Source organism: Streptomyces sp. NPDC050121 (assembly GCF_044460385.1).
In the GTDB taxonomy this organism is placed as follows: Bacteria; Actinomycetota; Actinomycetes; order Streptomycetales; family Streptomycetaceae; genus Streptomyces; species Streptomyces soliscabiei.
Window position 1 is genome coordinate 1 of the sequence record NZ_JBITJV010000021.1, and the last position, 20,569, is coordinate 20,569.

Below are 20,569 nucleotides of genomic sequence, written 5' to 3' on the forward strand. Positions count from 1 at the left end.
ACGCCCGGTTACATTCCGAACCCGGAAGCTAAGCCTTACAGCGCCGATGGTACTGCAGGGGGGACCCTGTGGGAGAGTAGGACACCGCCGAACAATCATTCAAAAGGGTTGGGCTCTGAACTCCGGTTCGGTGCCCAACCCTTTTTTGTTTGTGGTCACTTGAAGTTCACGTTGGGCCCTCAGCATCCACGGCATACTGCCTGGACCCGGATGCCGTCGAAGCAGTGGTAACTCCGCGGACCGCGGCCGTCGTTGTCGTACACCGTTTCGGTCGGCCGGCAGATGTCGGGCGGTTGCATGCCGTCGGGGAGCGGCACGGGCTGTTGGTGTTGGAGCAGGGGGAGTCCGAGGCCCCGTACGACGAGATCGCTCAGCTGCACCGGTTGCCCGCATTCAGGCGGTGTGTGTCGCTGCCGGAGACCGAACTGGCGGCGGACGAGACCCTCGCGTTGCCCGTGGACGCCTCATTGACGAAGCGGGACATGCAGCGGATCGTGTCGGCATGCAACACGCTTGGCGTACCGCTTCAGCCCGCCTTCTGAACGAGTTTGGGAACACCGGCTTGTTCGGGGTATGATCTATTCCGTTGCCGCGAGGGAAACCTCGAAAAGTAACTGGCCCCCTTAGCTCAGTCGGCAGAGCGTCTCCATGGTAAGGAGAAGGTCAACGGTTCGATTCCGTTAGGGGGCTCCGCGAAAAGAAGGCCTCCGCCCATTCGGGCGGGGGCTTTTCTCGTGTCCCGCTACCCCTCACGCCATCCGCATCGCCAGGATCGCCATGTCGTCCGAGGGGGCGTCCGACGCGAAGCGTTCGACCGCGCGCATGATGCGAGCCGCGACCGCGCCGGCGGTGAGGCCGGTGCAGGTGGAGAGGACGTCGGCGAGACCGTCGTCGCCCAGCATGCGGGTGCCCTCACGGCGCTCCGTGACGCCGTCCGTGACGCAGAGCAGGACGTCGCCCCGGTCGAGGGTGACCGTCTGCTCGTAGAGCTCCAGGTCCTCCATGACGCCCAGCAGCGGCTGGGGTTCGGCCGCCGCCTCGACCGTGCCGTCCTGACGTAGGCGCAGGGGGAGCGGGTGGCCGGCGCAGACCACCTTCAGCTCGGCGCTGCCGTCCTCCTGTGGGCGCATCTCGCCGTAGAGGAGGGTCAGGAAGCGGCTGCGGGCGCCCTCGTCGAGGATCGCCGAGTTCAGCCGTTCCAGGACGGCGGGGCCGCTGAGGCCCTCGCGGGCCAGCAGCCGCAGCGCGTGGCGGGCCAGGCCCGTCACCGCCGCCGCGTTCGGTCCCGTGCCGCAGACGTCGCCGATGGCGAAGCCGTATGCGCCGTCGCTGATGGGGAAGACGTCGTAGAAGTCACCGCCGACCTCGTTGCCCTCGCCGGCCGCGCGGTAGATGACCTCGACCTCGACGCCGTCGATCTTGGGGGTCTCCGGGGGCAGCAGGCTGCGCTGGAGAGACTGGCTGATGGCGGTGCGCTCGGAGTAGAGGCGGGCGTTGTCGAGGGCGAGCGCGGCGCGTCGGGACAGGTCCTCGGCCAGTTCCAGGATCTCCTGGCGGAAGTGTTCGTCGGTGGGCTTGCCGAGGGTCAGCATGCCGATGACGCGGTTGCGGGCGACCAGGGGGAGGACGACGGTCTCGCCGCCCACCGCCGACGCCGTCGCCAGGGTGGGGCCGATGCCCGAGGAGACCTGGTGGGTCGGGCCGCCGGTCAGGCCCAGGCTGCGCATGGAACTGCGCAGAGCCGCGTTGTGCGCGGCCTCCGCGGGGGCCGCCCAGACCCGGGCACCGGGGGTGGGGACCGGGTCCGGCGGGGCGATCTTCGACAGCAACGACTTGATGCCGTCGATGAGTTCCTCGTCCTCGTGCAGGACGTACGACAGGTACGGGTCGGAGGCCTGGTCGGCGATCGTGTAGACCGCGCACCAGGTCGCCAGGGTCGGGACCGTCATCTGGGCCATCAGGGCCAGGGTCTGGTCGCGATCGAGGGTGCCCGCGAGGAGGTCGGAGGCCTCGACGAGGAAGCTCAGGGAGCCCCGGCGCAGGCGCTCCAGCTCGCCCAGACGGGCCGACTCCACGGCCAGCGCGATGCGGTCGGCCGCGAACTGCAGGCGCAGAGCTTCCTCGTTGGAGTAGCGGCCGGGAGCCTCGGCCGCTACGCCCAGCGAGCCCGTCAGACGGCCCTCGACCTTCAGCGGGACCGTGACGACCGAGCGCATGCCCGTGCCGCTCAGCAGGGGGAGGGCGCCGGGGACGGCCAGGAGGTCCTCGTGGACGGCCGGCATGCGGGCCGAGCCGTAGCGGCCGGGGCCCGCCTCCACGGGCACGCGCGCGAAGCGCTGGCGGGCGGAGGGCAGGCCGGTGGAGGCGCGGACCTCCAACTCCGTCTCGTCGTCGGTGGCCAGGAGGAGGAAGGCGGAGTCGGCGTCGAGCATGTCGCGGGCGCGTTCCACCGTGCGCTGGAGGAGGCCGTCGAGGTCGTCCGGGGCCGGGGAGCCGATGAACACCTCGAAGGGGTCGGTGCTCTGGCCGTCGGAGCCGGTGCTCGTGTCGGAGGCCGGGGCGCGCAACGGGGTCTGCAGGACCGCGCGTTCGTGGTCGCGGACGAGGAGGCAGACCGTGGAGGGCTCGCCGTCGGTGTCGCGGACACGGAGGTGGGAGGCGTAGACGGGCGTGACGCGGCCGTTGGCGCCGCGGATGCCGTAGCTGCCCTCCCAGCGGGAGAGTTGGAGGGCTTCCACGATGCCGGTGCTGGTGCCGGGGGTGTGCGGCCAGGCGGCGAGGTCGGTGAGGGGTTTGCCGATGACCTGGTCGGCCGGATAGCCGAAGAGTTCCTCCGCGTCCTCGTTCCAGGCGGAGATGGCGCCCGCGCGGTCGATCTGGACGACCGCCACCCGCACCCGGCTGTCGGCGAGCGGGAGGAGGTCGGCCGGGAGGGACGGGCCGGCCGCGCGGGTGCCCACCGGGCGGTCGGGGAGGTCGAGTTGGAACCAGACCTGCTTGTGGGTGGGGGTGTACTCGACGCCCCAGCGGCCGGCGATGGCCGCGCAGAGCTGAAGGCCGCGGCCGCCTTCGCGGTCGGGGCTGCCCATGGTGGCGAGGGAGCCCTGGAGGGGGATCTCACGTTCGGGATACCGGTCGGCCACCTCGATGCGTACGCCGTCGTCGCTGCGCAGGCACAGGACGTCGGCGTGGGTGCCCGCGTGGACGACGGCGTTCGTCACCAGCTCACTGGTGAGGACCACGGCGTCATCGACGATGTCGGCGAAGCCCCACCCCTGGAGGGTGTCGCGGACGAAGGAGCGGGCGGTCGCTACCGATCGCCCGACGGGCTCGAAGCTGGCGGCCGCGCGCGCGGTGATCACAGAACTCCTCGACCGGTTGTCGACGTGCGGGGATCCCTGGCTGCCCTGGTCGCACCGCTGCTGCGGTGGACGCATGCCTGAAGGCCGGGGGTCCGGGGGCTGTCCCCCCGGGATCAGTCCGGTGGTCATGTGTGCGGCCGCCCCTCCGATGCCCGCTCGTGCTCGTGCCACCGCCCAGGCCGGACGGACCGGCGCGGCTGGACAGCCGCATGCAAGGTTACTTACCTTCCCGGTCCCCGCGGATGCCGGTCACCAGTGTTTCCGCCCGAGCGTGTGCGGACGATGTGCGAAGCTGCCGAACTGTTATGGCCGGGTTCGGCAAGGGTGAAACACTGGGCAAGCTTCTTGTGAAGGTCCGGGCAGACTGGGTGTCTTCTGCGCACAGGGGGCAGCAGCCCCCGGGGCCCGCCTGGTTTCATCAGGCGGAAAACCCCAGCGGCAGCACGTATGGCGAGCAGCAGCACCCAGGTACAGAGGTAACGGTCGACCCCTGCGGGAGGGACAAGTGGAGTCTGGCGCAGCGACGCGGGGCACTAAGACGCGCGCGAAAGGCGGACAGTCCCTGAGCAGGCAGCGCACACCACGCGGCGGGACCACCGTCGTGGACACGGCGGCCCTGGACCGGCTGCTGGTCGCTCTCGGGTCCATGCGGGACGGCAATTTCCGCAAGCGGCTCACGGTGTCCGGCGACGGCGTGATGTCGGAGATCGCGGCCGTGTTCAACGAGGTCGCGGACCGAAATCTCCACCTCACGGGTGAGCTGTCGCGGGTGCGACGCATGGTGGGACGTGAGGGAAAGCTCACCGAGCGGCTGGAGACCGGCGCCTGCGAGGGGTCCTGGGCGACCGCCATCGACAACTCGAACGCGCTGGTCGACGACCTCGTACGGCCTGTTTCCGAGGTCGGGCGGGTGCTGTCGGCGGTGGCGGAGGGTGATCTGTCGCCGCGGATGGAGCTTCGGACGCACACGCCGGAGGGGACCGGGCATCCGCTGCGCGGGGAGTTCCTGAAGGTCGGGCGGACGGTGAACAACCTGGTCGACCAGTTGTCGACGTTCACCGACGAGGTCACCCGCGTGGCCAGCGAGGTCGGTACCGAGGGCAAGCTGGGCGGTCAGGCCCAGGTGCGCGGTATGTCGGGTTCGTGGAAGGACCTTACGGAGTCCGTCAACACGATGGCGGAGCGGCTGACGGCGCAGGTGCGGGACATCGCGCTGGTGACGACGGCCGTGGCCAAGGGTGATCTGTCACGGAAGGTGACGGTTCACGTCGAGGGCGAGATGCTCGAGCTGAAGAACACCGTCAACACGATGGTGGACCAGCTCTCCGCGTTCTCCGTCGAGGTGACCCGGGTCGCGCGCGAGGTGGGGACCGAGGGCATCCTGGGCGGTCAGGCGCAGGTGTCCGGCGTGGACGGGGTGTGGAAAGAGCTCACCGATTCGGTGAACACCATGGCCGGCAACCTGACGGCCCAGGTGCGCGGGATCGCGGAGGTGACGACGGCGGTCGCCAACGGCGATCTGTCGCAGAAGGTGACGGTGTCGGCGCGCGGCGAGATCGCGCAGCTCGCCGACACGATCAACCAGATGACCGAGACGCTGCGGACCCTCGCGGACGAGGTCACTCGCGTGGCCAACGAGGTCGGCGCGGCGGGGCAGCTCGGTGGTCAGGCGAACGTGCCGGGTGCGGCGGGGACGTGGAAGGACCTGACGGACTCCGTCAACACGGTGTTCCGCAACCTCACCACTCAGGTGCGGGACATCGCCGCGGTGACGACGGCCGTGGCCAGCGGCGATCTGTCGCAGAAGGTCACCGTGGACGTGGCCGGCGAGATGCTGGAGATGAAGAACACCGTCAACGGGATGGTCGACCAGCTGTCGGCCTTCGGTGCCGAGGTCACGCGCGTGGCGCGGGAGATCGGGGTCGAGGGTGAGCTGGGCGGTCAGGCTCAGGTGTCGGGTGTGGCCGGGACGTGGAAGGACCTGACGGATTCCGTCAACACGGCGTTCAGGAATCTCACCGGACAGGTGAGGAACATCGCGCAGGTCACCACGGCCGTGGCCAACGGCGACCTCTCGCAGAAGGTCACCGTCGACGTGTCCGGCGAGATGGCGCAGCTGAAGAACACCGTGAACACGATGGTGGACCAGCTGTCGTCGTTCGCCGACCAGGTGACGCGGATGGCCCGGGACGTGGGCACCGAAGGCAGGCTGGGCGGTCAGGCCCGGGTGGACGGTGTGTCGGGTACGTGGAAGGAACTCACCGACTCCGTCAACTTCATGGCCGGCAACCTCACCTCTCAGGTGAGGCAGATCGCCCAGGTGACGACCGCGGTGGCCCGGGGTGACCTCTCGCAGAAGATCGACGTCGACGCGCGCGGGGAGATCCTGGAGCTGAAGAACACCATCAACACGATGGTGGATCAGCTGTCCGCCTTCGCCGATCAGGTGACCCGGGTCGCGCGTGAGGTGGGCACGGACGGGCGGCTCGGCGGGCAGGCGCAGGTGCCCGGTGTGGCCGGTGTGTGGCGCGACCTGACCGACTCGGTGAACGGCATGGCCGGCAACCTCACCGCCCAGGTGCGCAACATCGCGCAGGTCGCCACCGCCGTGGCCCGCGGTGACCTGTCCCAGAAGATCACCGTGGACGCGCGCGGGGAGATCCTGGAGCTGAAGAACACGCTGAACACGATGGTGGACCAGCTGTCGTCGTTCGCCCAGGAGGTCACGCGAGTGGCCCGTGAGGTGGGTACGGAGGGGCAGCTCGGCGGGCAGGCCGAGGTGCAGGGTGTCTCCGGCACCTGGAAGGACCTCACGCAGTCGGTGAACTTCATGGCGAACAACCTGACCATCCAGGTGCGCCAGATCGCGGAGGTCACGACCGCCGTCGCCAAGGGCGACCTGTCGAAGAAGATCACGGTCGACGCCAAGGGCGAGATCCTGGAGCTCGTCACCACCGTGAACACGATGGTGGACCAGCTGTCGTCGTTCGCCGAGCAGGTGACCCGGGTGGCCCGTGAGGTGGGCACCGAGGGCATCCTGGGCGGCCAGGCGCACGTTCCGGGTATCACGGGCATCTGGAAGGACCTCAGCGGCAACGTCAACCTGATGGCCAAGAACCTGACCACGCAGGTGCGCAACATCTCGCAGGTCGCGGCGGCGGTTGCCAACGGCGATCTGACGCGGCAGGTGACGATCGAGGCGCGCGGCGAGGTCGCGCAGCTCGCCGACACCATCAACACCATGGTGAAGACGCTGAGTTCGTTCGCCGAGCAGGTCACCAAGGTGGCCCGTGAGGTGGGCACGGACGGCATCCTCGGCGGGCAGGCGCACGTGCCGGGTGTGGCGGGCACGTGGAAGGACCTCACCGAGTCGGTGAACCAGATGGCGTCCAACCTGACCGGCCAGGTGCGCAACATCGCCATGGTCACGACGGCCATCGCCAAGGGTGACCTGACGAAGAAGATCGACATCGACGCGCGCGGGGAGATCCTCGAGCTGAAGACGACCATCAACACGATGGTCGACCAGCTGTCGTCGTTCGCCGAGGAGGTCACGCGCGTTGCCCGTGAGGTGGGTACGGAGGGGCAGCTGGGCGGTCAGGCACGCGTGCGTGACGTCGACGGCACCTGGCGTGACCTGACCGAGTCCGTCAACGAGATGGCCGGGAACCTCACCCGTCAGGTGCGTGCCATCGCGCGCGTGGCGACCGCGGTGACCCGTGGCGACCTGAACCTGAAGATCGACGTGGACGCGTCCGGGGAGATCCAGGAACTCCAGGACTACATCAACAAGATGATCACCAATCTGCGCGACACCACGATCGCCAACAAGGAGCAGGACTGGCTCAAGGGCAACCTCGCGCGCGTGTCCGCTCTGATGCAGGGACGGCGCGACCTGGCGGACGTGGCCTCGCTGATCATGAGCGAGCTGCCGCCTCTGGTGGCCGCGCAGCACGGCGCCTTCTTCCTGGCCATGCCGCCGACCGACGGCGACGCCGACCAGTACGAGCTGCGGATGCTGGGCTCGTACGGGTACTCGATGGGCTCCATGCCGACGTCGTTCCGGCCGGGTGAGGCGCTGGTCGGGACGGCCGCGGAGGAGAAGCGCACGATCCTCGTCGCGAACGCCCCGAGCGGCTATCTGAAGATCTCCTCTGGGCTCGGTGAGGCGCCGCCCGCGCAGGTGATCGTGCTGCCGGTGCTGTTCGAGGGCAAGGTGCTCGGCGTGATCGAGCTGGCGTCGTTCACGAAGTTCACACAGATCCAGAAGGACTTCCTCAACCAGCTCGCCGAGATGATCGCGACGAGCGTCAACACCATCTCCGTCAATACCAAGACCGAGTTGCTGCTGAAGCAGTCGCAGGAGCTGACCGAGCAACTGCGGGAGCGGTCGGCCGAGTTGGAGCAGCGGCAGAAGGCCCTGCAGGCGTCCAACGCCGAACTGGAGGAGAAGGCCGAGCTGCTGGCGCAGCAGAACCGGGACATCGAGGTGAAGAACACCGAGATCGAGGAGGCGCGGCAGGTCCTGGAGGAGCGTGCCGAGCAGCTCGCGGTGTCGATGCGCTACAAGAGTGAGTTCCTCGCCAACATGTCGCACGAGCTGCGTACGCCGCTCAACTCGCTGCTGATCCTGGCCAAGCTGCTCGCCGACAACGCGGAGGGCAACCTGTCGCCGAAGCAGGTCGAGTTCGCCGAGACGATTCACGGGGCGGGTTCCGATCTGCTCCAGCTGATCAACGACATCCTGGACCTGTCGAAGGTCGAGGCGGGGAAGATGGACGTGTCGCCGACGCGGATCGCACTGGTCCAGCTCGTCGACTACGTGGAGGCCACGTTCCGGCCGCTGACCGCGGAGAAGGGCCTGGATCTGTCGGTGCGGGTGTCGCCGGAGCTGCCGGCCACGCTGCACACCGACGAGCAGCGGCTGCTGCAGGTGCTGCGCAACCTGCTGTCCAACGCGGTGAAGTTCACCGACTCCGGGTCGGTGGAGCTGGTCATCCGGCCGGCCGGGGCGGATGTGCCGGTGGCGATCAAGGAGCAGTTGCTGGAGGCCGGTTCGCTCACCGATCCGGACGCCGCTCTGATCGCGTTCTCGGTGACGGACACCGGCATCGGGATCGCGGCCAGCAAGATGCGGGTGATCTTCGAGGCGTTCAAGCAGGCAGACGGCACCACCAGCCGTAAGTACGGCGGTACGGGCCTGGGGCTGTCCATCTCGCGGGAGATCGCACAGTTGCTCGGCGGTGAGATCTACGCACAGAGCGAGACGGGCCGTGGTTCGACGTTCACGCTGTATCTGCCGCTGCACCCGAGCGAGTTGCCGCCGCAGGGCTACCAGCAGGTCGTGCCGGCGCTGGAGGCCGGTGATCTGGTGGCCTCGGAGAACGGGGCGCTGGAGCTGTCGGAGCTGTCCGGCGTGGAGATCGAGACGCCGGCCGAGGTGAGGTCGTACCAGGACGCGCAGAACGGTCCGGCGGCCCTCTTCAGGCGTCGGCGCCGTCTGGTGAGCGGCGGCGAGCAGGTGGGGCGTCCTGAGCAGTGGCCGGCCCGCGGGCAGGAGGCGGGGGCCCCCGCGCGTGTGGGCATCCGGTTCGGCGGCGAGAAGGTGCTGATCGTCGACGACGACATCCGCAACGTGTTCGCGCTGACCAGCGTTCTGGAACAGCACGGCCTTTCGGTGCTGTACGCGGAGAACGGCCGGGAGGGCATCGAGGTCCTGGAGCAGCACGACGACGTGGCGGTCGTCCTGATGGACATCATGATGCCCGAGATGGACGGCTACGCGACGACGACGGCGATCCGGCGGATGCCGCAGTTCTCCGGGCTGCCGATCATCGCGCTGACCGCGAAGGCGATGAAGGGCGACCGGGAGAAGGCGATCGAGTCGGGTGCCTCCGACTACGTGACCAAGCCGGTCGACCCCGATCACCTGCTGTCGGTGATGCAGCAGTGGATGCGGGACGCGTGAGGGGAACCACGGCGTGACGGGAACCTTCGGCGTGCGCCCCGAGTTGCTGACTCAGGGTGGCCGCCGTGTAGCGAGGCGGAATTCGGGGAACCTTCTGGTCTCCTGCTGCGTTCCTGCTACGTGCACAGTGACATCACGGTGACAGGGTGTGGCGACGGTCGGGGTGCGGCTACCATGACCGGCACAAGGAAGGGCGGCGCAAAGGAGTCGTCCCCAGGGGCGGCGCCCGGTGCACTGCCGGGGCGAGGAGGGCGGGCCATGGTGCAGAAGGCCAAGATCCTCCTGGTCGATGACCGGCCGGAGAATCTGCTGGCGCTGGAGGCGATCCTCTCTGCGCTCGATCAGACGCTGGTGCGGGCATCGTCCGGGGAAGAGGCGCTCAAAGCACTGCTGACGGACGACTTCGCGGTCATTCTGCTGGACGTCCAGATGCCGGGAATGGACGGCTTCGAGACGGCCGCGCACATCAAGCGGCGAGAGCGGACCAGGGACATCCCGATCATCTTCCTCACCGCGATCAACCACGGGCCGCACCACACCTTCCGCGGTTACGCGGCGGGCGCGGTGGACTACATCTCCAAGCCGTTCGACCCGTGGGTGTTGCGCGCGAAGGTTTCGGTGTTCGTCGAGCTGTACATGAAGAACTGCCAGCTGCGTGAGCAGGCGGCGCTGCTGCGGCTGCAGTTGGAGGGCGGTGGCGGCAAGAGCGCTGCGGGCGGTGCCAAGGAGCCGGCGGGGCTGCTCGCCGAGCTCTCCGCGCGGCTCGCGGCCGTCGAGGAGCAGGCGGAGGCGCTGTCCAAGCAGCTCGACGACGAGTCGGCGGACGCGGCGGCGGTGGCCACGGCGGCGCACCTGGAGCGCAAACTCACCGGTCTGCGCCGGGCGCTGGACGCCCTGGAGCCGGGCGCCGGCAGTGGCGCGGCCTCGGTGCCGTCGCAGAACTGAGCGGAACCGACGCAATCGACCGACACCAAGGAACGGAACTGGCACGTGCGGCACATGGAGTTGTGCATGAGGACGCGTCAGTTCCCGTTCCCGGCACAGCGGACGCGTCAGCTTCGTGCCCACGCGGGGGCGACACGAACGGGTGAAGCAGTAGGCACACGTGTCCGCTGTGGTCTCCACCGGTAACCTCACACCCATGGCCTCACGTCCCTCCGCAGCCAAGAAGCAGCCCGCCAAGAAGGCGGCTGCTCCGGCGAAGGCTCCGGCGAAGAAGGCCGCTGCGAAAAAGGCCCCGGCGAAGAAGGCGCCCGCCAAGAAAGCCGCGGCCAAGAAGCCCGCGCCCGCACCGGCTCCCAATCCCACCGGGGGCATCTACAGACTTGTACGCGCCGTCTGGCTCGGGCTGGCGCACGCCGTCGGCGCCGTGTTCCGCGGCATAGGGAACGGCGCGAAGAACCTCGACCCGGCCCACCGTAAGGACGGCGTCGCGCTGCTGCTGTTCGGCGTCGCGCTGATCGTCGCCGCGGGCACCTGGGCCGACCTGCGCGGACCCGTCGGCGACCTCGTCGAGATCCTGGTGACCGGCGCCTTCGGCCGGCTCGACCTGCTCGTGCCGATCCTGCTGGCGGTCATCGCCGTGCGATTCATCCGGCACCCCGAGAAGCCCGAGGCCAACGGCCGCATCGTGATCGGCCTGTCCGCGCTCGTCATCGGCGTGCTCGGCCAGGTCCACATCGCCTGCGGCGCGCCCGCCCGCAGCGACGGCATGCAGGCGATAAGGGACGCCGGCGGCCTCATCGGCTGGAGCGCGGCGACCCCGCTGACGTACACCATGGGCGAAGTCCTCGCCGTACCGCTGCTGGTACTGCTCACGATCTTCGGGCTGCTGGTCGTCACGGCGACCCCGGTCAACGCCATCCCGCAGCGGCTGCGGCAGCTCGGGGTGCGGCTCGGCGTACTGCACGACCCGGCGGCCGACGAGTACGACGAGTTCGGCGACGACGACGCGCGCTACGACGAGCAGTGGCGCGAGGCGCTGCCCGGGCGCCCCCGGCGGCGCTCGAGCGCTCCCCAGCCCCACGACCCCGACGACGCCGAGCAGGAGGCGCTCTCCCGGCGGCGCGGCCGTCCCCGTCGCTCCGCTGTGCCGCAGCCGGCCATGGACCGGCAGCTGGACGCCGTGGACATCGCCGCGGCGGCCGCGGCCGACCTCGACGGCGCCGTTCTGCACGGCATGCCGCCTTCGCCGATCGTCGCCGACCTCACTCAGGGCGTGAGCATCGGCGACCGGGAGCCGACGACGCCGACGCCCGTCCCGGCGCCGGCCTCCCGTCCCCGGCAGGAGAGGCTCAAGGTCGGCGGCGCGGTCCCCGACCTGACCAAGTCGGCGCCGGAGGAGATGCGCGAGCTGCCGCCGCGCGCCGAGCAGCTCCAGCTGTCCGGCGACATCACCTACTCCCTGCCCTCGCTCGACCTCCTGGAGCGCGGCGGCCCCGGCAAGGCGCGCAGCGCCGCGAACGACGCCGTCGTCGCCTCGCTGACGAACGTCTTCACCGAGTTCAAGGTCGACGCCGCCGTGACCGGCTTCACCCGCGGGCCGACGGTCACGCGGTACGAGGTCGAGCTCGGGCCCGCCGTGAAGGTCGAGCGGATCACCGCACTGGCGAAGAACATCGCGTACGCCGTCGCCAGTCCCGATGTGCGGATCATCAGCCCGATCCCGGGCAAGTCCGCGGTCGGCATCGAGATCCCGAACACCGACCGGGAGATGGTCAACCTGGGGGACGTGCTGCGGCTCGCGGACGCGGCCGAGGACGACCACCCGATGCTGGTGGCGCTCGGCAAGGACGTCGAGGGCGGCTACGTGATGGCCAATATGGCGAAGATGCCGCACGTCCTGGTGGCCGGAGCCACTGGTTCCGGCAAGTCGTCCTGCATCAACTGCCTGATCACGTCGATCATGGTCCGCGCGACCCCCGAGGATGTGCGGCTGGTCCTGATCGACCCCAAGCGCGTCGAACTGACCGCCTACGAGGGCATCCCTCACCTGATCACGCCGATCATCACGAATCCGAAGCGGGCCGCCGAGGCACTTCAGTGGGTCGTACGGGAGATGGATCTGCGTTACGACGACCTGGCGGCGTTCGGCTTCCGGCACATCGACGACTTCAACGAGGCCATAAGGAACGGCAAGGTCAAGCTGCCCGAGGGCAGTGAGCGCGAGCTTCAGCCGTACCCGTATCTGCTGGTGATCGTGGACGAGCTCGCCGACCTGATGATGGTCGCGCCGCGTGACGTCGAGGACTCGATCGTGCGCATCACGCAACTCGCGCGCGCGGCCGGCATCCATCTCGTGCTCGCCACGCAGCGGCCCTCGGTCGACGTCGTCACCGGCTTGATCAAGGCGAACGTGCCGTCGCGGCTCGCCTTCGCCACCTCCTCGCTCGCCGACTCGCGGGTCATCCTCGACCAGCCGGGCGCCGAGAAGCTGATCGGCAAGGGCGACGGGCTGTTCCTGCCGATGGGCGCGAACAAGCCGACCCGTATGCAGGGCGCCTTCGTGACCGAGGCCGAGGTCGCGGCCGTCGTCCAGCACTGCAAGGACCAGATGGCACCGGTCTTCCGCGACGACGTCACCGTCGGCACCAAGCAGAAGAAGGAGATCGACGAGGACATCGGCGACGACCTCGACCTGCTGTGCCAGGCGGCCGAGCTGGTGGTCTCCACCCAGTTCGGGTCGACGTCCATGCTCCAGCGCAAGCTGCGCGTGGGCTTCGCCAAGGCCGGCCGGCTGATGGACCTCATGGAGTCGCGGAACATCGTCGGGCCCAGCGAGGGCTCCAAGGCGCGTGACGTTCTCGTGAAGCCGGACGAGCTGGACGGCGTGCTCGCGGTGATCCGGGGGGAGTCTCAGGGGTAGAAGTCAACGCGGGAAGCGGGGGCCGGTCGTGACTCACCCGTTAGAGAGCGGTGAGCAACCGTTTCCCTTTGACGTACGTCAAGTTGAGCGAGAGGACAGGTGCGGCTCCCGCCGGGGTCGTAACCGGCCCGTCATCGGCGTGTCCGGCCATACCGATGGCGTACAAAGTCGTACCGCCCGGTTGCCCCTCCCTTTGGCACCCCCCCTAGACTGAACTTCCAGCACAGGTGGCTACACGCTCGAAAGGCGCCCCCGTGTCCATCGGCAACTCCCCTGAAGATGAGCGTCCGTTCGAAGACCCGTCCGAGGAAGCCCCCTTCTCCATCGGCCGTGCCCTGCAGCAGGCGCGCATCGCGGCCGGGCTGACCGTCAACGACGTCAGCAGCGCCACCCGGGTCCGCATCGCCATCGTGCACGCCATCGAGTCGGACGACTTCGCTCCCTGTGGCGGAGACGTCTACGCGCGCGGGCACATCAGGACCCTGGCCAGGGCCGTCCACCTCGACCCCGCCCCGCTGATCGACCGGTACGACGCCACCCACGGCGGCCGGCCCGCGCCGACCCCGGCCGCGCCGCTGTTCGAGGCGGAACGTATCCGCCCCGAGCGGCGCGGGCCGAACTGGACCGCGGCCATGGTCGCCGCGATCGTCGCCGTCGTCGGCTTCGTCGGCTTCACCGCGTTCAGGGGCGGCGACGACGGTGGGTCGAAGGAGCAGGTCGCCGATGGCGCCACCCCGGCGACCGTGAAGACCGCCTCGCCCACGCCGAAGACCGACAAGCCCGCCGGCACCACGCCGGCGCCCTCCGACAGCGCCATCGCCGCGGCTCCCCAGGACAAGGTGACCGTCCAGGTCAGCGCCGCCGACGGGCGCAGCTGGATCTCCGCCAAGGACCACAACGGCCGGTTGATCTTCGACGGCTTCCTCAAGCAGGGCGACTCGAAGACCTTCCAGGACAACGAGAAGATCAGCCTGATCCTCGGCGACGCCGGAGCGATCGATCTGTTCGTCAACGGCAAGAAGCTCAACGACGACTTCCGGCCCGGTGCGGTGGAGCGTCTGACCTACACGAAGGGCGACCCGCAGGTCGGATGAACCGGGCGGGGCCTGGCGCATACGGGGTTGGTGATCTTCACCAACCCCGTCGACGTTGACTGTCGGTGCGACAAAGTAGTCTTGAGCCCATGCCTGAACGCCGTACCGTCGCACTCGTCACCCTTGGCTGCGCCCGTAACGAGGTGGACTCGGAGGAGCTCGCAGGCCGTTTGGAGGCGGACGGCTGGCAGCTCGTGGAGGACGCCGAGGACGCCGACGTGGCCGTCGTCAACACCTGCGGCTTCGTCGACGCCGCCAAGAAGGACTCCGTCGACGCCCTGCTGGAGGCCAACGACCTCAAGGGGCACGGCAGAACCCAGGCCGTCGTGGCGGTGGGCTGCATGGCCGAGCGGTACGGCAAGGAACTCGCCGACGCTCTGCCCGAGGCCGACGGCGTGCTCGGCTTCGACGACTACGCCGACATCTCCGACCGCCTCCAGACCATCCTGAACGGCGGCATCCACGCCTCCCACACCCCGCGCGACCGGCGGAAGCTGCTGCCCATCAGCCCGGCCGAGCGGCAGGAATCGGCCGCTGCGGTCGCGCTCCCGGGGCACGGCCCGACCGACCTCCCGGAGGGGCTCGCTCCGGCCTCCGGCCCGCGCGCACCCCTGCGCCGCCGGCTGGACGGCGCGCCCGTCGCCTCGGTCAAGCTCGCCTCCGGCTGCGACCGGCGCTGCTCCTTCTGCGCCATCCCGTCCTTCCGCGGCTCCTTCATCTCCCGCCGGCCGAGCGACGTGCTGAACGAGACGCGGTGGCTGGCCGAGCAGGGCGTCAAGGAGATCATGCTGGTCTCCGAGAACAACACCTCCTACGGCAAGGACCTCGGTGACATCCGGCTGCTGGAGTCGCTGCTGCCCGAGCTCGCCGAGGTCGACGGCCTGGAGCGGGTGCGCGTCAGCTACCTCCAGCCGGCCGAGATGCGGCCCGGCCTGATCGACGTGCTGACCTCCACGCCCAAGATCGCGCCCTACTTCGATCTGTCCTTCCAGCACTCCGCGCCCGGCGTGCTGCGCGCGATGCGCCGCTTCGGCGACACTGACCGCTTCCTGGAGCTGCTCGACACCATCCGCGGCAAGGCGCCCCAGGCGGGCGTGCGCTCCAACTTCATCGTGGGCTTCCCCGGCGAGTCCGAGGCCGACCTGGCCGAGTTGGAGCGCTTCCTGAACGGTGCGCGGCTGGACGCGATCGGCGTCTTCGGCTATTCCGACGAGGAAGGCACCGAGGCCGCGACGTACGACGGCAAGCTCGACGTGGACGTCGTCGCCGAGCGGCTTGCCCGGGTCTCCCGGCTCGCCGAGGAACTCGTCTCGCAGCGCGCCGAGGAGCGCCTCGGCGAGACCGTGCACGTCCTCGTGGAGTCGGTGGACGAGGAGGGCGTGTACGGCCGGGGCGCGCACCAGGCGCCGGAGACGGACGGCCAGGTGCTGCTCACATCGAGCGAAAGTCTGAGCGTCGGCCGTATGGTCGAGGCGAAGGTGGTCGGTACGGAGGGTGTCGACCTGGTGGCCGAGCCCCTGCAGGGTTCGCTCGGATGTAGTGAGGAGGCGGGCAGATGACGGGTGTTCCGGCATCGGCTGCGGGCGGCTCCTCGCAGGCCAAGAGCAGCGCCGTGCCCGCAAGCCCGGTCTCCGGCCCGGCCTCCGACGCGTCCGATGCCTGCGACGTCCCCGTTGTCGCCGTCGACGGCCAGGAGGCCGGCAGGCCCCCGCGGGGTGCGAAGCTGGCGGCCGCCGCCGTCAACCAGGCGAGCGTCTGGAACATCGCCAATCTGCTGACCATGCTTCGGCTGGTCCTGGTGCCCGGCTTCGTCGCGCTGATGTTGGCCGACGGCGGCTACGACCCTGCGTGGCGTTCGCTCGCCTGGGCCGCCTTCGCCGTCGCCATGATCACCGACCTGTTCGACGGGCACCTGGCGCGGACGTACGACCTCGTCACCGACTTCGGGAAGATCGCCGACCCCATCGCCGACAAGGCGATCATGGGAGCGGCGCTGATCTGTCTCTCCTCGCTCGGCGACCTGCCGTGGTGGGTGACGATCGTGATCCTCGGCCGGGAACTCGGGATCACGCTGCTGCGTTTCCTGGTCATCCGGTACGGCGTCATCCCGGCGAGCCGGGGCGGCAAGCTCAAGACGCTCACCCAGGGCGTGGCCGTCGGGATGTACGTCCTGGCGCTGACGGGGTGGCTGGCCACCCTGAGATGGTGGGTGATGGCCGCGGCGGTCGTGCTCACCGTGGTGACCGGACTCGACTACGTAAGACAGGCCATTGTGCTGCGCAGGCAGGGGATCGCCGAGCGTCGGGCCGCGTCGGAGGAGACGGAAGCGTGAATTCCACGGCCACCGACGTGGTGCGACTACTCACGGTGAGCGGAGAGACGCTCGCCGTGGCCGAGTCGCTGACCGGTGGTCTGGTGGCGGCGGAGATCACATCGGTTCCGGGAGCGTCCAAGGTCTTCCGCGGTTCGGTCACCGCCTACGCCACCGGACTCAAGCACGAGCTGCTCGGCGTCGACGCCGGTCTGCTGGCCGCTCGCGGAGCGGTGGACGCGCAGGTGGCGGCAGAGATGGCGGCCGGCGTGCGCAAGGCGTTGGGTGCCGACTGGGGCGTCGCTACGACCGGGGTGGCCGGTCCCGATCCTCAGGACGGGCAGCCGGTCGGAACGGTCTTCGTGGCCGTGGACGGTCCGTTCGGGGCGGATTCCGGTTCCGCCGCTGGCGGAAAAGTGGAGGCCCTGCGGTTGAACGGCGACCGGGCGGAAATTCGTAGAGAGAGTGTACGGAGCGTACTCGCACTGCTCCTGACAGAGCTGGCGGGCGAACACACCGGGAACGAGCGGGCACAGGATACGGAACAGAACGGGGGGTTTTGATGTTTGCAGCCCTGAGTGAACACGACATCGCTCCCCGCACGGCCGCAGCGCAAGGCGGTACGGTGGGGCGTGAAGGATGCGGCTACGCGGTCCGAGGAGGGAGCCACCGATGATTCTGCTCCGTCGCCTGCTGGGTGACGTGCTGCGTCGGCAGCGCCAGCGCCAGGGCCGTACTCTGCGCGAAGTCTCCTCGTCCGCCCGAGTCTCACTCGGCTATCTCTCCGAGGTGGAGCGGGGGCAGAAGGAGGCTTCCTCCGAGCTGCTCTCCGCCATCTGCGACGCGCTGGACGTACGGATGTCCGAGCTCATGCGGGAAGTGAGCGACGAGCTCGCTCTCGCCGAGCTGGCCCAGTCTGCAGCGGCAACCCCCAGCGAGCCTGTGCCCACGTCGGTTCGTCCGATGCTGGGTTCCGTGTCGGTGACCGGTGTGCCACCGGAGCGGGTGACCATCAAGGCGCCCGCCGAGGCGGTGGACGTGGTCGCCGCGTGAGATTCACCCGCGGGGGCGTGTGAAGCCACGCAGGCACCTGTAGGCACGCAGGCAGGAATGTGTGAGGCCCCGGCCGGGGCTTCTCCGGGGAGACCCGGAGGAGTGCGGTCGGGGTTTTTCGCGTCCGTTTGCCGGTGTCGGGCGCTGAGGTCATGGTGGAGGGGCGCGGGGGAGCCGCGGACGCGGGGGAGCCGCGGACGCGGGGGAGCCGCGGACGCGTGGGAGCCGTGGGGGCCACGGATGCCATGGGGGCCGACCACCGGAGGTACGGATGTACGTCGTGAAGAGTCCCCTGTCCGACGCCGACCTGAAGACGGTCTCCGAGGCCCTGCAGGGTGCGCTCGTCGACCTGGTCGATCTGTCACTCGTCGCCAAGCAGGTCCACTGGAACGTCGTGGGGCCTCGCTTCCGGTCCGTGCACCTTCAGCTCGACGAGGTCGTGGACGTCGCCCGTGCCCACTCCGACACGGTGGCCGAGCGGGCCTCCGCGCTGGGTGTCTCGCCGGACGGGCGGGCCGCGACGGTGGCGGCAGGCAGCGGGATCGGTGCGGTGTCGGACGGCTGGGTCAAGGACACCGACGCGATCGGGACGCTGGTCGCGGCGCTGGGTGCGGTCATCACCCGGATGCGGGAACGGGTGACGGCCACGGCTGAACCGGATCCTGTGAGCCAGGACATCTTCATCGGGATCACCGCGGACCTGGAGAAGCATCACTGGATGTTCCAGGCGGAGAACGTGTGAGACGCCTGAGAGGTGTGGGACGGCGGACCCGGGCACTTCTGGTGGTGTGGTTGGCGTGACGGCCACGGCGGGGCGAACAGTGGGACGGGGTGCCGTTCTGGGGCTCGCACTGGGACTGGGTGCGATGTGGTGGTGGGCCGTGGTGAGGCTCGTCGTGACGTCCGACGCCGGGGTGCTGGAGGGGGCGGTGGCCGCCGGGGGGTGGGGGCTGAGCCTGCTGCCGGTGCACTGCGTGGCCAAGGTGCGGGCGGCGGGGGCCCTCGCGGAAGGTCGGTGGAGGAGTGCTTGGCGGGCGGTGCGGCAGGAGGGGAGGCGAAGGCCCGGAGGCGGGGGAGAGGCGGCGGGCGGTAGTGCATCAGGGCCGGAGAGAGGCCGAGGTGGTCAAGGCCGCTGAGGGACTGTCCGCCGGGAAAGGGGCCTGGGTGGGTTGTGAACGGGGCCCGAGAGGGCTGTGGGAGAGGCGGCTACCACGGCATGGCCACTCCGCCGTTCGGACGGAGGATCTGGCCCGTGGTGAACGACGAGGCGTCCGAGGCCAGATGGAGGACGGCGTGGGCGATGTCCTCCGGTTCGCCGACCCGGCCCAGGGGTGACATGCGCGCCATGAGCGCCTCGGTGTGCGCCTGTGCGCCGGCGTCGTGGCGGTCGGTCATGGGGGTGCGGATCCAGCCCGGGGCGACGGCGTTGACGCGGATGCCGTACCGGCCGACCTCGGTGGCGAGCGTCTTCGTCAACTGGACCACGGCGGCCTTGGCGACGCCGTAGCAGAGCAGCCCGGGGCCGCCCGTGTCCACGGCGCCCGAGGCCATGGTGACGATGCTGCCGCCGGTGTCCCGCGCCAGCATCAGGCGGGCAGCCTCCTGGCAGGCGTACAGCACGCCCTTGAAGTTGACGGCCAGGACCCGGTCCAGGTCCTCGTCGCGGGTCTCCAGGACCGGGCTGCTGTGCATGATCCCCGCGACAGCCGCCATGACGTCCAGCCGCTCGCAGGACTCGACGGCCTGCCGGATCTGGACGCGGTCGGTGACGTCGAGGTAGTGGGTGTGTGCGATTCCGCCCTGGTCCTTGATCAGGGTCGCCGTCGCGTGCAGGCCCTGCGCGTCGCGGTCCGCGCCGTGCACGGTGGCGCCCGCCTGCGCGAGCAGTACGGCGCAGGCGCGGCCGATTCCGCTTGCGGCGCCGGTGACGAATGCGGTGCGTCCGGTGAGGTCGTACGCCTTCACGGCCATGAAAGGACGGTACGAGCGTTTCTGACGACCCGTCAATTGGTTGGCGGTCAGCGGGTGGTGCGCGGACGGAAGCGGTGGGTCGGTGGGGAGCCCGGAGCGGGGGCGGGGCCTGTCTGACAGGTGGGACACCAGTAGGTCGGGCGCTCGCGGGAACCGTCGCCCTGGTCGGCCGCGCGCACCGGTGTGCCGCAGCGCAGACACGGGCGGGGCGCGCGGCCGTACACGAACAGGTCCTGGCCGCGGCGGCCCGTCGTGCTGCGGACCGGGCGGTCGCGGTTGGTCTCCAGCAGCCTCTTCGCGAGGCCGGGCAGTTTCGCGGCGCGGTCGGCGGGGAGCGCGCCGACGGGGAGCCAGGGGGTGGCGCCGAGGAGGAAGCAGAGTTCGCTCTTGTAGACATTGCCGATGCCGGCGAGGTTGCGCTGATCGAGGAGGGCCTCGCCGAGGGGACGGGCGGGGTCCGTGAGGAGGTTGGCGAGGGCGCGCTCGGGGTCCCAGTCGGGGCCCAGCAGGTCGGGGCCGAGGTGGCCGACGGCTCGCTCTTCGTCGGTGGTGCGCAGGAGGTCGAGGACGGGCAGGCGGTAGCCGACAGCGGTGCGGTCGTGGGTGCCGAGGATCGCCCGGATCTGGTGCGCGGGTCCGCCGGTCCAGCGCTGGTCGTTCGCGTACACCTTCCAGGAGCCGTCCATCCGCAGATGCGAGTGGAGTGTCAGACCGCCTTCGATGCGGGTGAGGAGGTGCTTGCCGCGCGGGGTGACGTCCAGGATGGTGCGGCCGGTGAGGTCGGCGGTCGCGTATTTGGGCACGCGGAGGTCAAAGCGGGTCAGCACCTTGCCGGCGAGGCCGTCGTGCAGTCGCCTCGCGGCCTGCCAGACCGTGTCACCTTCGGGCATGGGTCAAGGGTGACATGCGGGGTGGAGGCGGTGGGGCGGGTGAGGGGACAGGCGG

General features: G+C 69.7%; 12 protein-coding genes, 1 tRNA gene, 1 rRNA gene and 1 pseudogene. 12 read left to right on the forward strand and 3 right to left on the reverse strand.

Going from position 1 to position 20,569, the window contains the following annotated elements; translation table 11 throughout:
• The 3 genes and pseudogenes from rrf to ACIBTS_RS28405 form a co-directional block, all read left to right on the forward strand.
• Positions 1 to 93 (forward strand): 5S ribosomal RNA (gene rrf, locus ACIBTS_RS28395); the annotation flags it as partial.
• Between the two features lie 101 nt (positions 94 to 194).
• Positions 195 to 542: pseudogene (locus ACIBTS_RS28400) on the forward strand (DegT/DnrJ/EryC1/StrS family aminotransferase); the annotation flags it as partial.
• Between the two features lie 75 nt (positions 543 to 617).
• Positions 618 to 690, forward strand: a tRNA-Thr gene (locus ACIBTS_RS28405).
• Positions 691 to 749: 59 nt separating this feature from the next.
• Here the strand turns inward: ACIBTS_RS28405 and ACIBTS_RS28410 are convergent.
• A complete protein-coding gene (locus ACIBTS_RS28410; protein ID WP_399323084.1) occupies positions 750 to 3,491 on the reverse strand; it encodes a SpoIIE family protein phosphatase in 2,742 nt (913 codons plus the stop codon).
• 376 nt (positions 3,492 to 3,867) lie between these two features.
• On the opposite strand from ACIBTS_RS28410, the gene ACIBTS_RS28415 reads away from it, so the two are divergent.
• From ACIBTS_RS28415 to ACIBTS_RS28455, 9 genes are all read left to right on the forward strand, one after another.
• Positions 3,868 to 9,330 (forward strand): HAMP domain-containing protein, encoded by a 5,463-nt coding sequence (locus ACIBTS_RS28415; RefSeq protein ID WP_399323086.1) that lies wholly within the window; start codon positions 3,868 to 3,870, stop codon positions 9,328 to 9,330.
• A gap of 258 nt (positions 9,331 to 9,588) precedes the next feature.
• The gene (locus ACIBTS_RS28420; RefSeq protein WP_079659117.1) at positions 9,589 to 10,275 is read left to right on the forward strand and encodes a two-component system response regulator; all 687 of its coding nucleotides are present in this window, start codon (positions 9,589 to 9,591) and stop codon (positions 10,273 to 10,275) included.
• A 196-nt stretch (positions 10,276 to 10,471) separates the two neighbouring features.
• A complete protein-coding gene (locus ACIBTS_RS28425; protein ID WP_399323088.1) occupies positions 10,472 to 13,195 on the forward strand; it encodes a DNA translocase FtsK in 2,724 nt (907 codons plus the stop codon).
• Between the two features lie 254 nt (positions 13,196 to 13,449).
• Positions 13,450 to 14,289 carry a helix-turn-helix domain-containing protein gene (locus ACIBTS_RS28430; protein ID WP_399323090.1) on the forward strand — a complete coding sequence of 280 codons (840 nt, stop codon included), beginning with the start codon at positions 13,450 to 13,452 and terminating at the stop codon, positions 14,287 to 14,289.
• 89 nt (positions 14,290 to 14,378) lie between these two features.
• Positions 14,379 to 15,848: a 30S ribosomal protein S12 methylthiotransferase RimO gene (rimO, locus tag ACIBTS_RS28435; RefSeq protein WP_399323092.1), complete on the forward strand. Its 1,470-nt coding sequence runs from the start codon at positions 14,379 to 14,381 to the stop codon at positions 15,846 to 15,848.
• A complete protein-coding gene (gene pgsA, locus ACIBTS_RS28440) occupies positions 15,845 to 16,621 on the forward strand; it encodes a CDP-diacylglycerol--glycerol-3-phosphate 3-phosphatidyltransferase (RefSeq protein WP_399323094.1) in 777 nt (258 codons plus the stop codon). Before rimO ends, pgsA begins: the two co-directional genes overlap by 4 nt.
• Positions 16,618 to 17,163 (forward strand): CinA family protein, encoded by a 546-nt coding sequence (locus tag ACIBTS_RS28445; RefSeq protein WP_399323095.1) that lies wholly within the window; start codon positions 16,618 to 16,620, stop codon positions 17,161 to 17,163. Before pgsA ends, ACIBTS_RS28445 begins: the two co-directional genes overlap by 4 nt.
• 109 nt (positions 17,164 to 17,272) lie before the next feature.
• The gene (locus ACIBTS_RS28450; protein ID WP_015657463.1) at positions 17,273 to 17,653 is read left to right on the forward strand and encodes a helix-turn-helix domain-containing protein; all 381 of its coding nucleotides are present in this window, start codon (positions 17,273 to 17,275) and stop codon (positions 17,651 to 17,653) included.
• A gap of 271 nt (positions 17,654 to 17,924) precedes the next feature.
• A complete protein-coding gene (locus tag ACIBTS_RS28455) occupies positions 17,925 to 18,395 on the forward strand; it encodes a DNA starvation/stationary phase protection protein (RefSeq protein ID WP_319674962.1) in 471 nt (156 codons plus the stop codon).
• Positions 18,396 to 18,859: 464 nt separating this feature from the next.
• Here ACIBTS_RS28455 and ACIBTS_RS28460 read toward each other — a convergent pair whose 3' ends face one another.
• Both ACIBTS_RS28460 and ACIBTS_RS28465 read right to left on the reverse strand, forming a co-directional pair.
• Positions 18,860 to 19,624, reverse strand: coding sequence for an SDR family NAD(P)-dependent oxidoreductase (locus ACIBTS_RS28460; RefSeq protein ID WP_399323096.1), 765 nt, complete (start codon positions 19,622 to 19,624; stop codon positions 18,860 to 18,862).
• A gap of 47 nt (positions 19,625 to 19,671) precedes the next feature.
• Positions 19,672 to 20,514: an Fpg/Nei family DNA glycosylase gene (locus ACIBTS_RS28465; RefSeq protein ID WP_399323097.1), complete on the reverse strand. Its 843-nt coding sequence runs from the start codon at positions 20,512 to 20,514 to the stop codon at positions 19,672 to 19,674.
• Positions 20,515 to 20,569: the final 55 nt, after the last annotated feature.

Coding starts and splice junctions, on each gene's coding strand:
- ACIBTS_RS28410 (WP_399323084.1), bottom strand. CDS start 3,491: ATGACCACCGGACTGATCCCGGGGGGACAGCCCCCGGACCCCCGGCCT.
- ACIBTS_RS28420 (WP_079659117.1), top strand. CDS start 9,589: ATGGTGCAGAAGGCCAAGATCCTCCTGGTCGATGACCGGCCGGAGAAT.
- ACIBTS_RS28425 (WP_399323088.1), top strand. CDS start 10,472: ATGGCCTCACGTCCCTCCGCAGCCAAGAAGCAGCCCGCCAAGAAGGCG.
- rimO (WP_399323092.1), top strand. CDS start 14,379: ATGCCTGAACGCCGTACCGTCGCACTCGTCACCCTTGGCTGCGCCCGT.
- pgsA (WP_399323094.1), top strand. CDS start 15,845: ATGACGGGTGTTCCGGCATCGGCTGCGGGCGGCTCCTCGCAGGCCAAG.
- ACIBTS_RS28450 (WP_015657463.1), top strand. CDS start 17,273: ATGATTCTGCTCCGTCGCCTGCTGGGTGACGTGCTGCGTCGGCAGCGC.
- ACIBTS_RS28455 (WP_319674962.1), top strand. CDS start 17,925: ATGTACGTCGTGAAGAGTCCCCTGTCCGACGCCGACCTGAAGACGGTC.
- ACIBTS_RS28460 (WP_399323096.1), bottom strand. CDS start 19,624: ATGGCCGTGAAGGCGTACGACCTCACCGGACGCACCGCATTCGTCACC.
- ACIBTS_RS28465 (WP_399323097.1), bottom strand. CDS start 20,514: ATGCCCGAAGGTGACACGGTCTGGCAGGCCGCGAGGCGACTGCACGAC.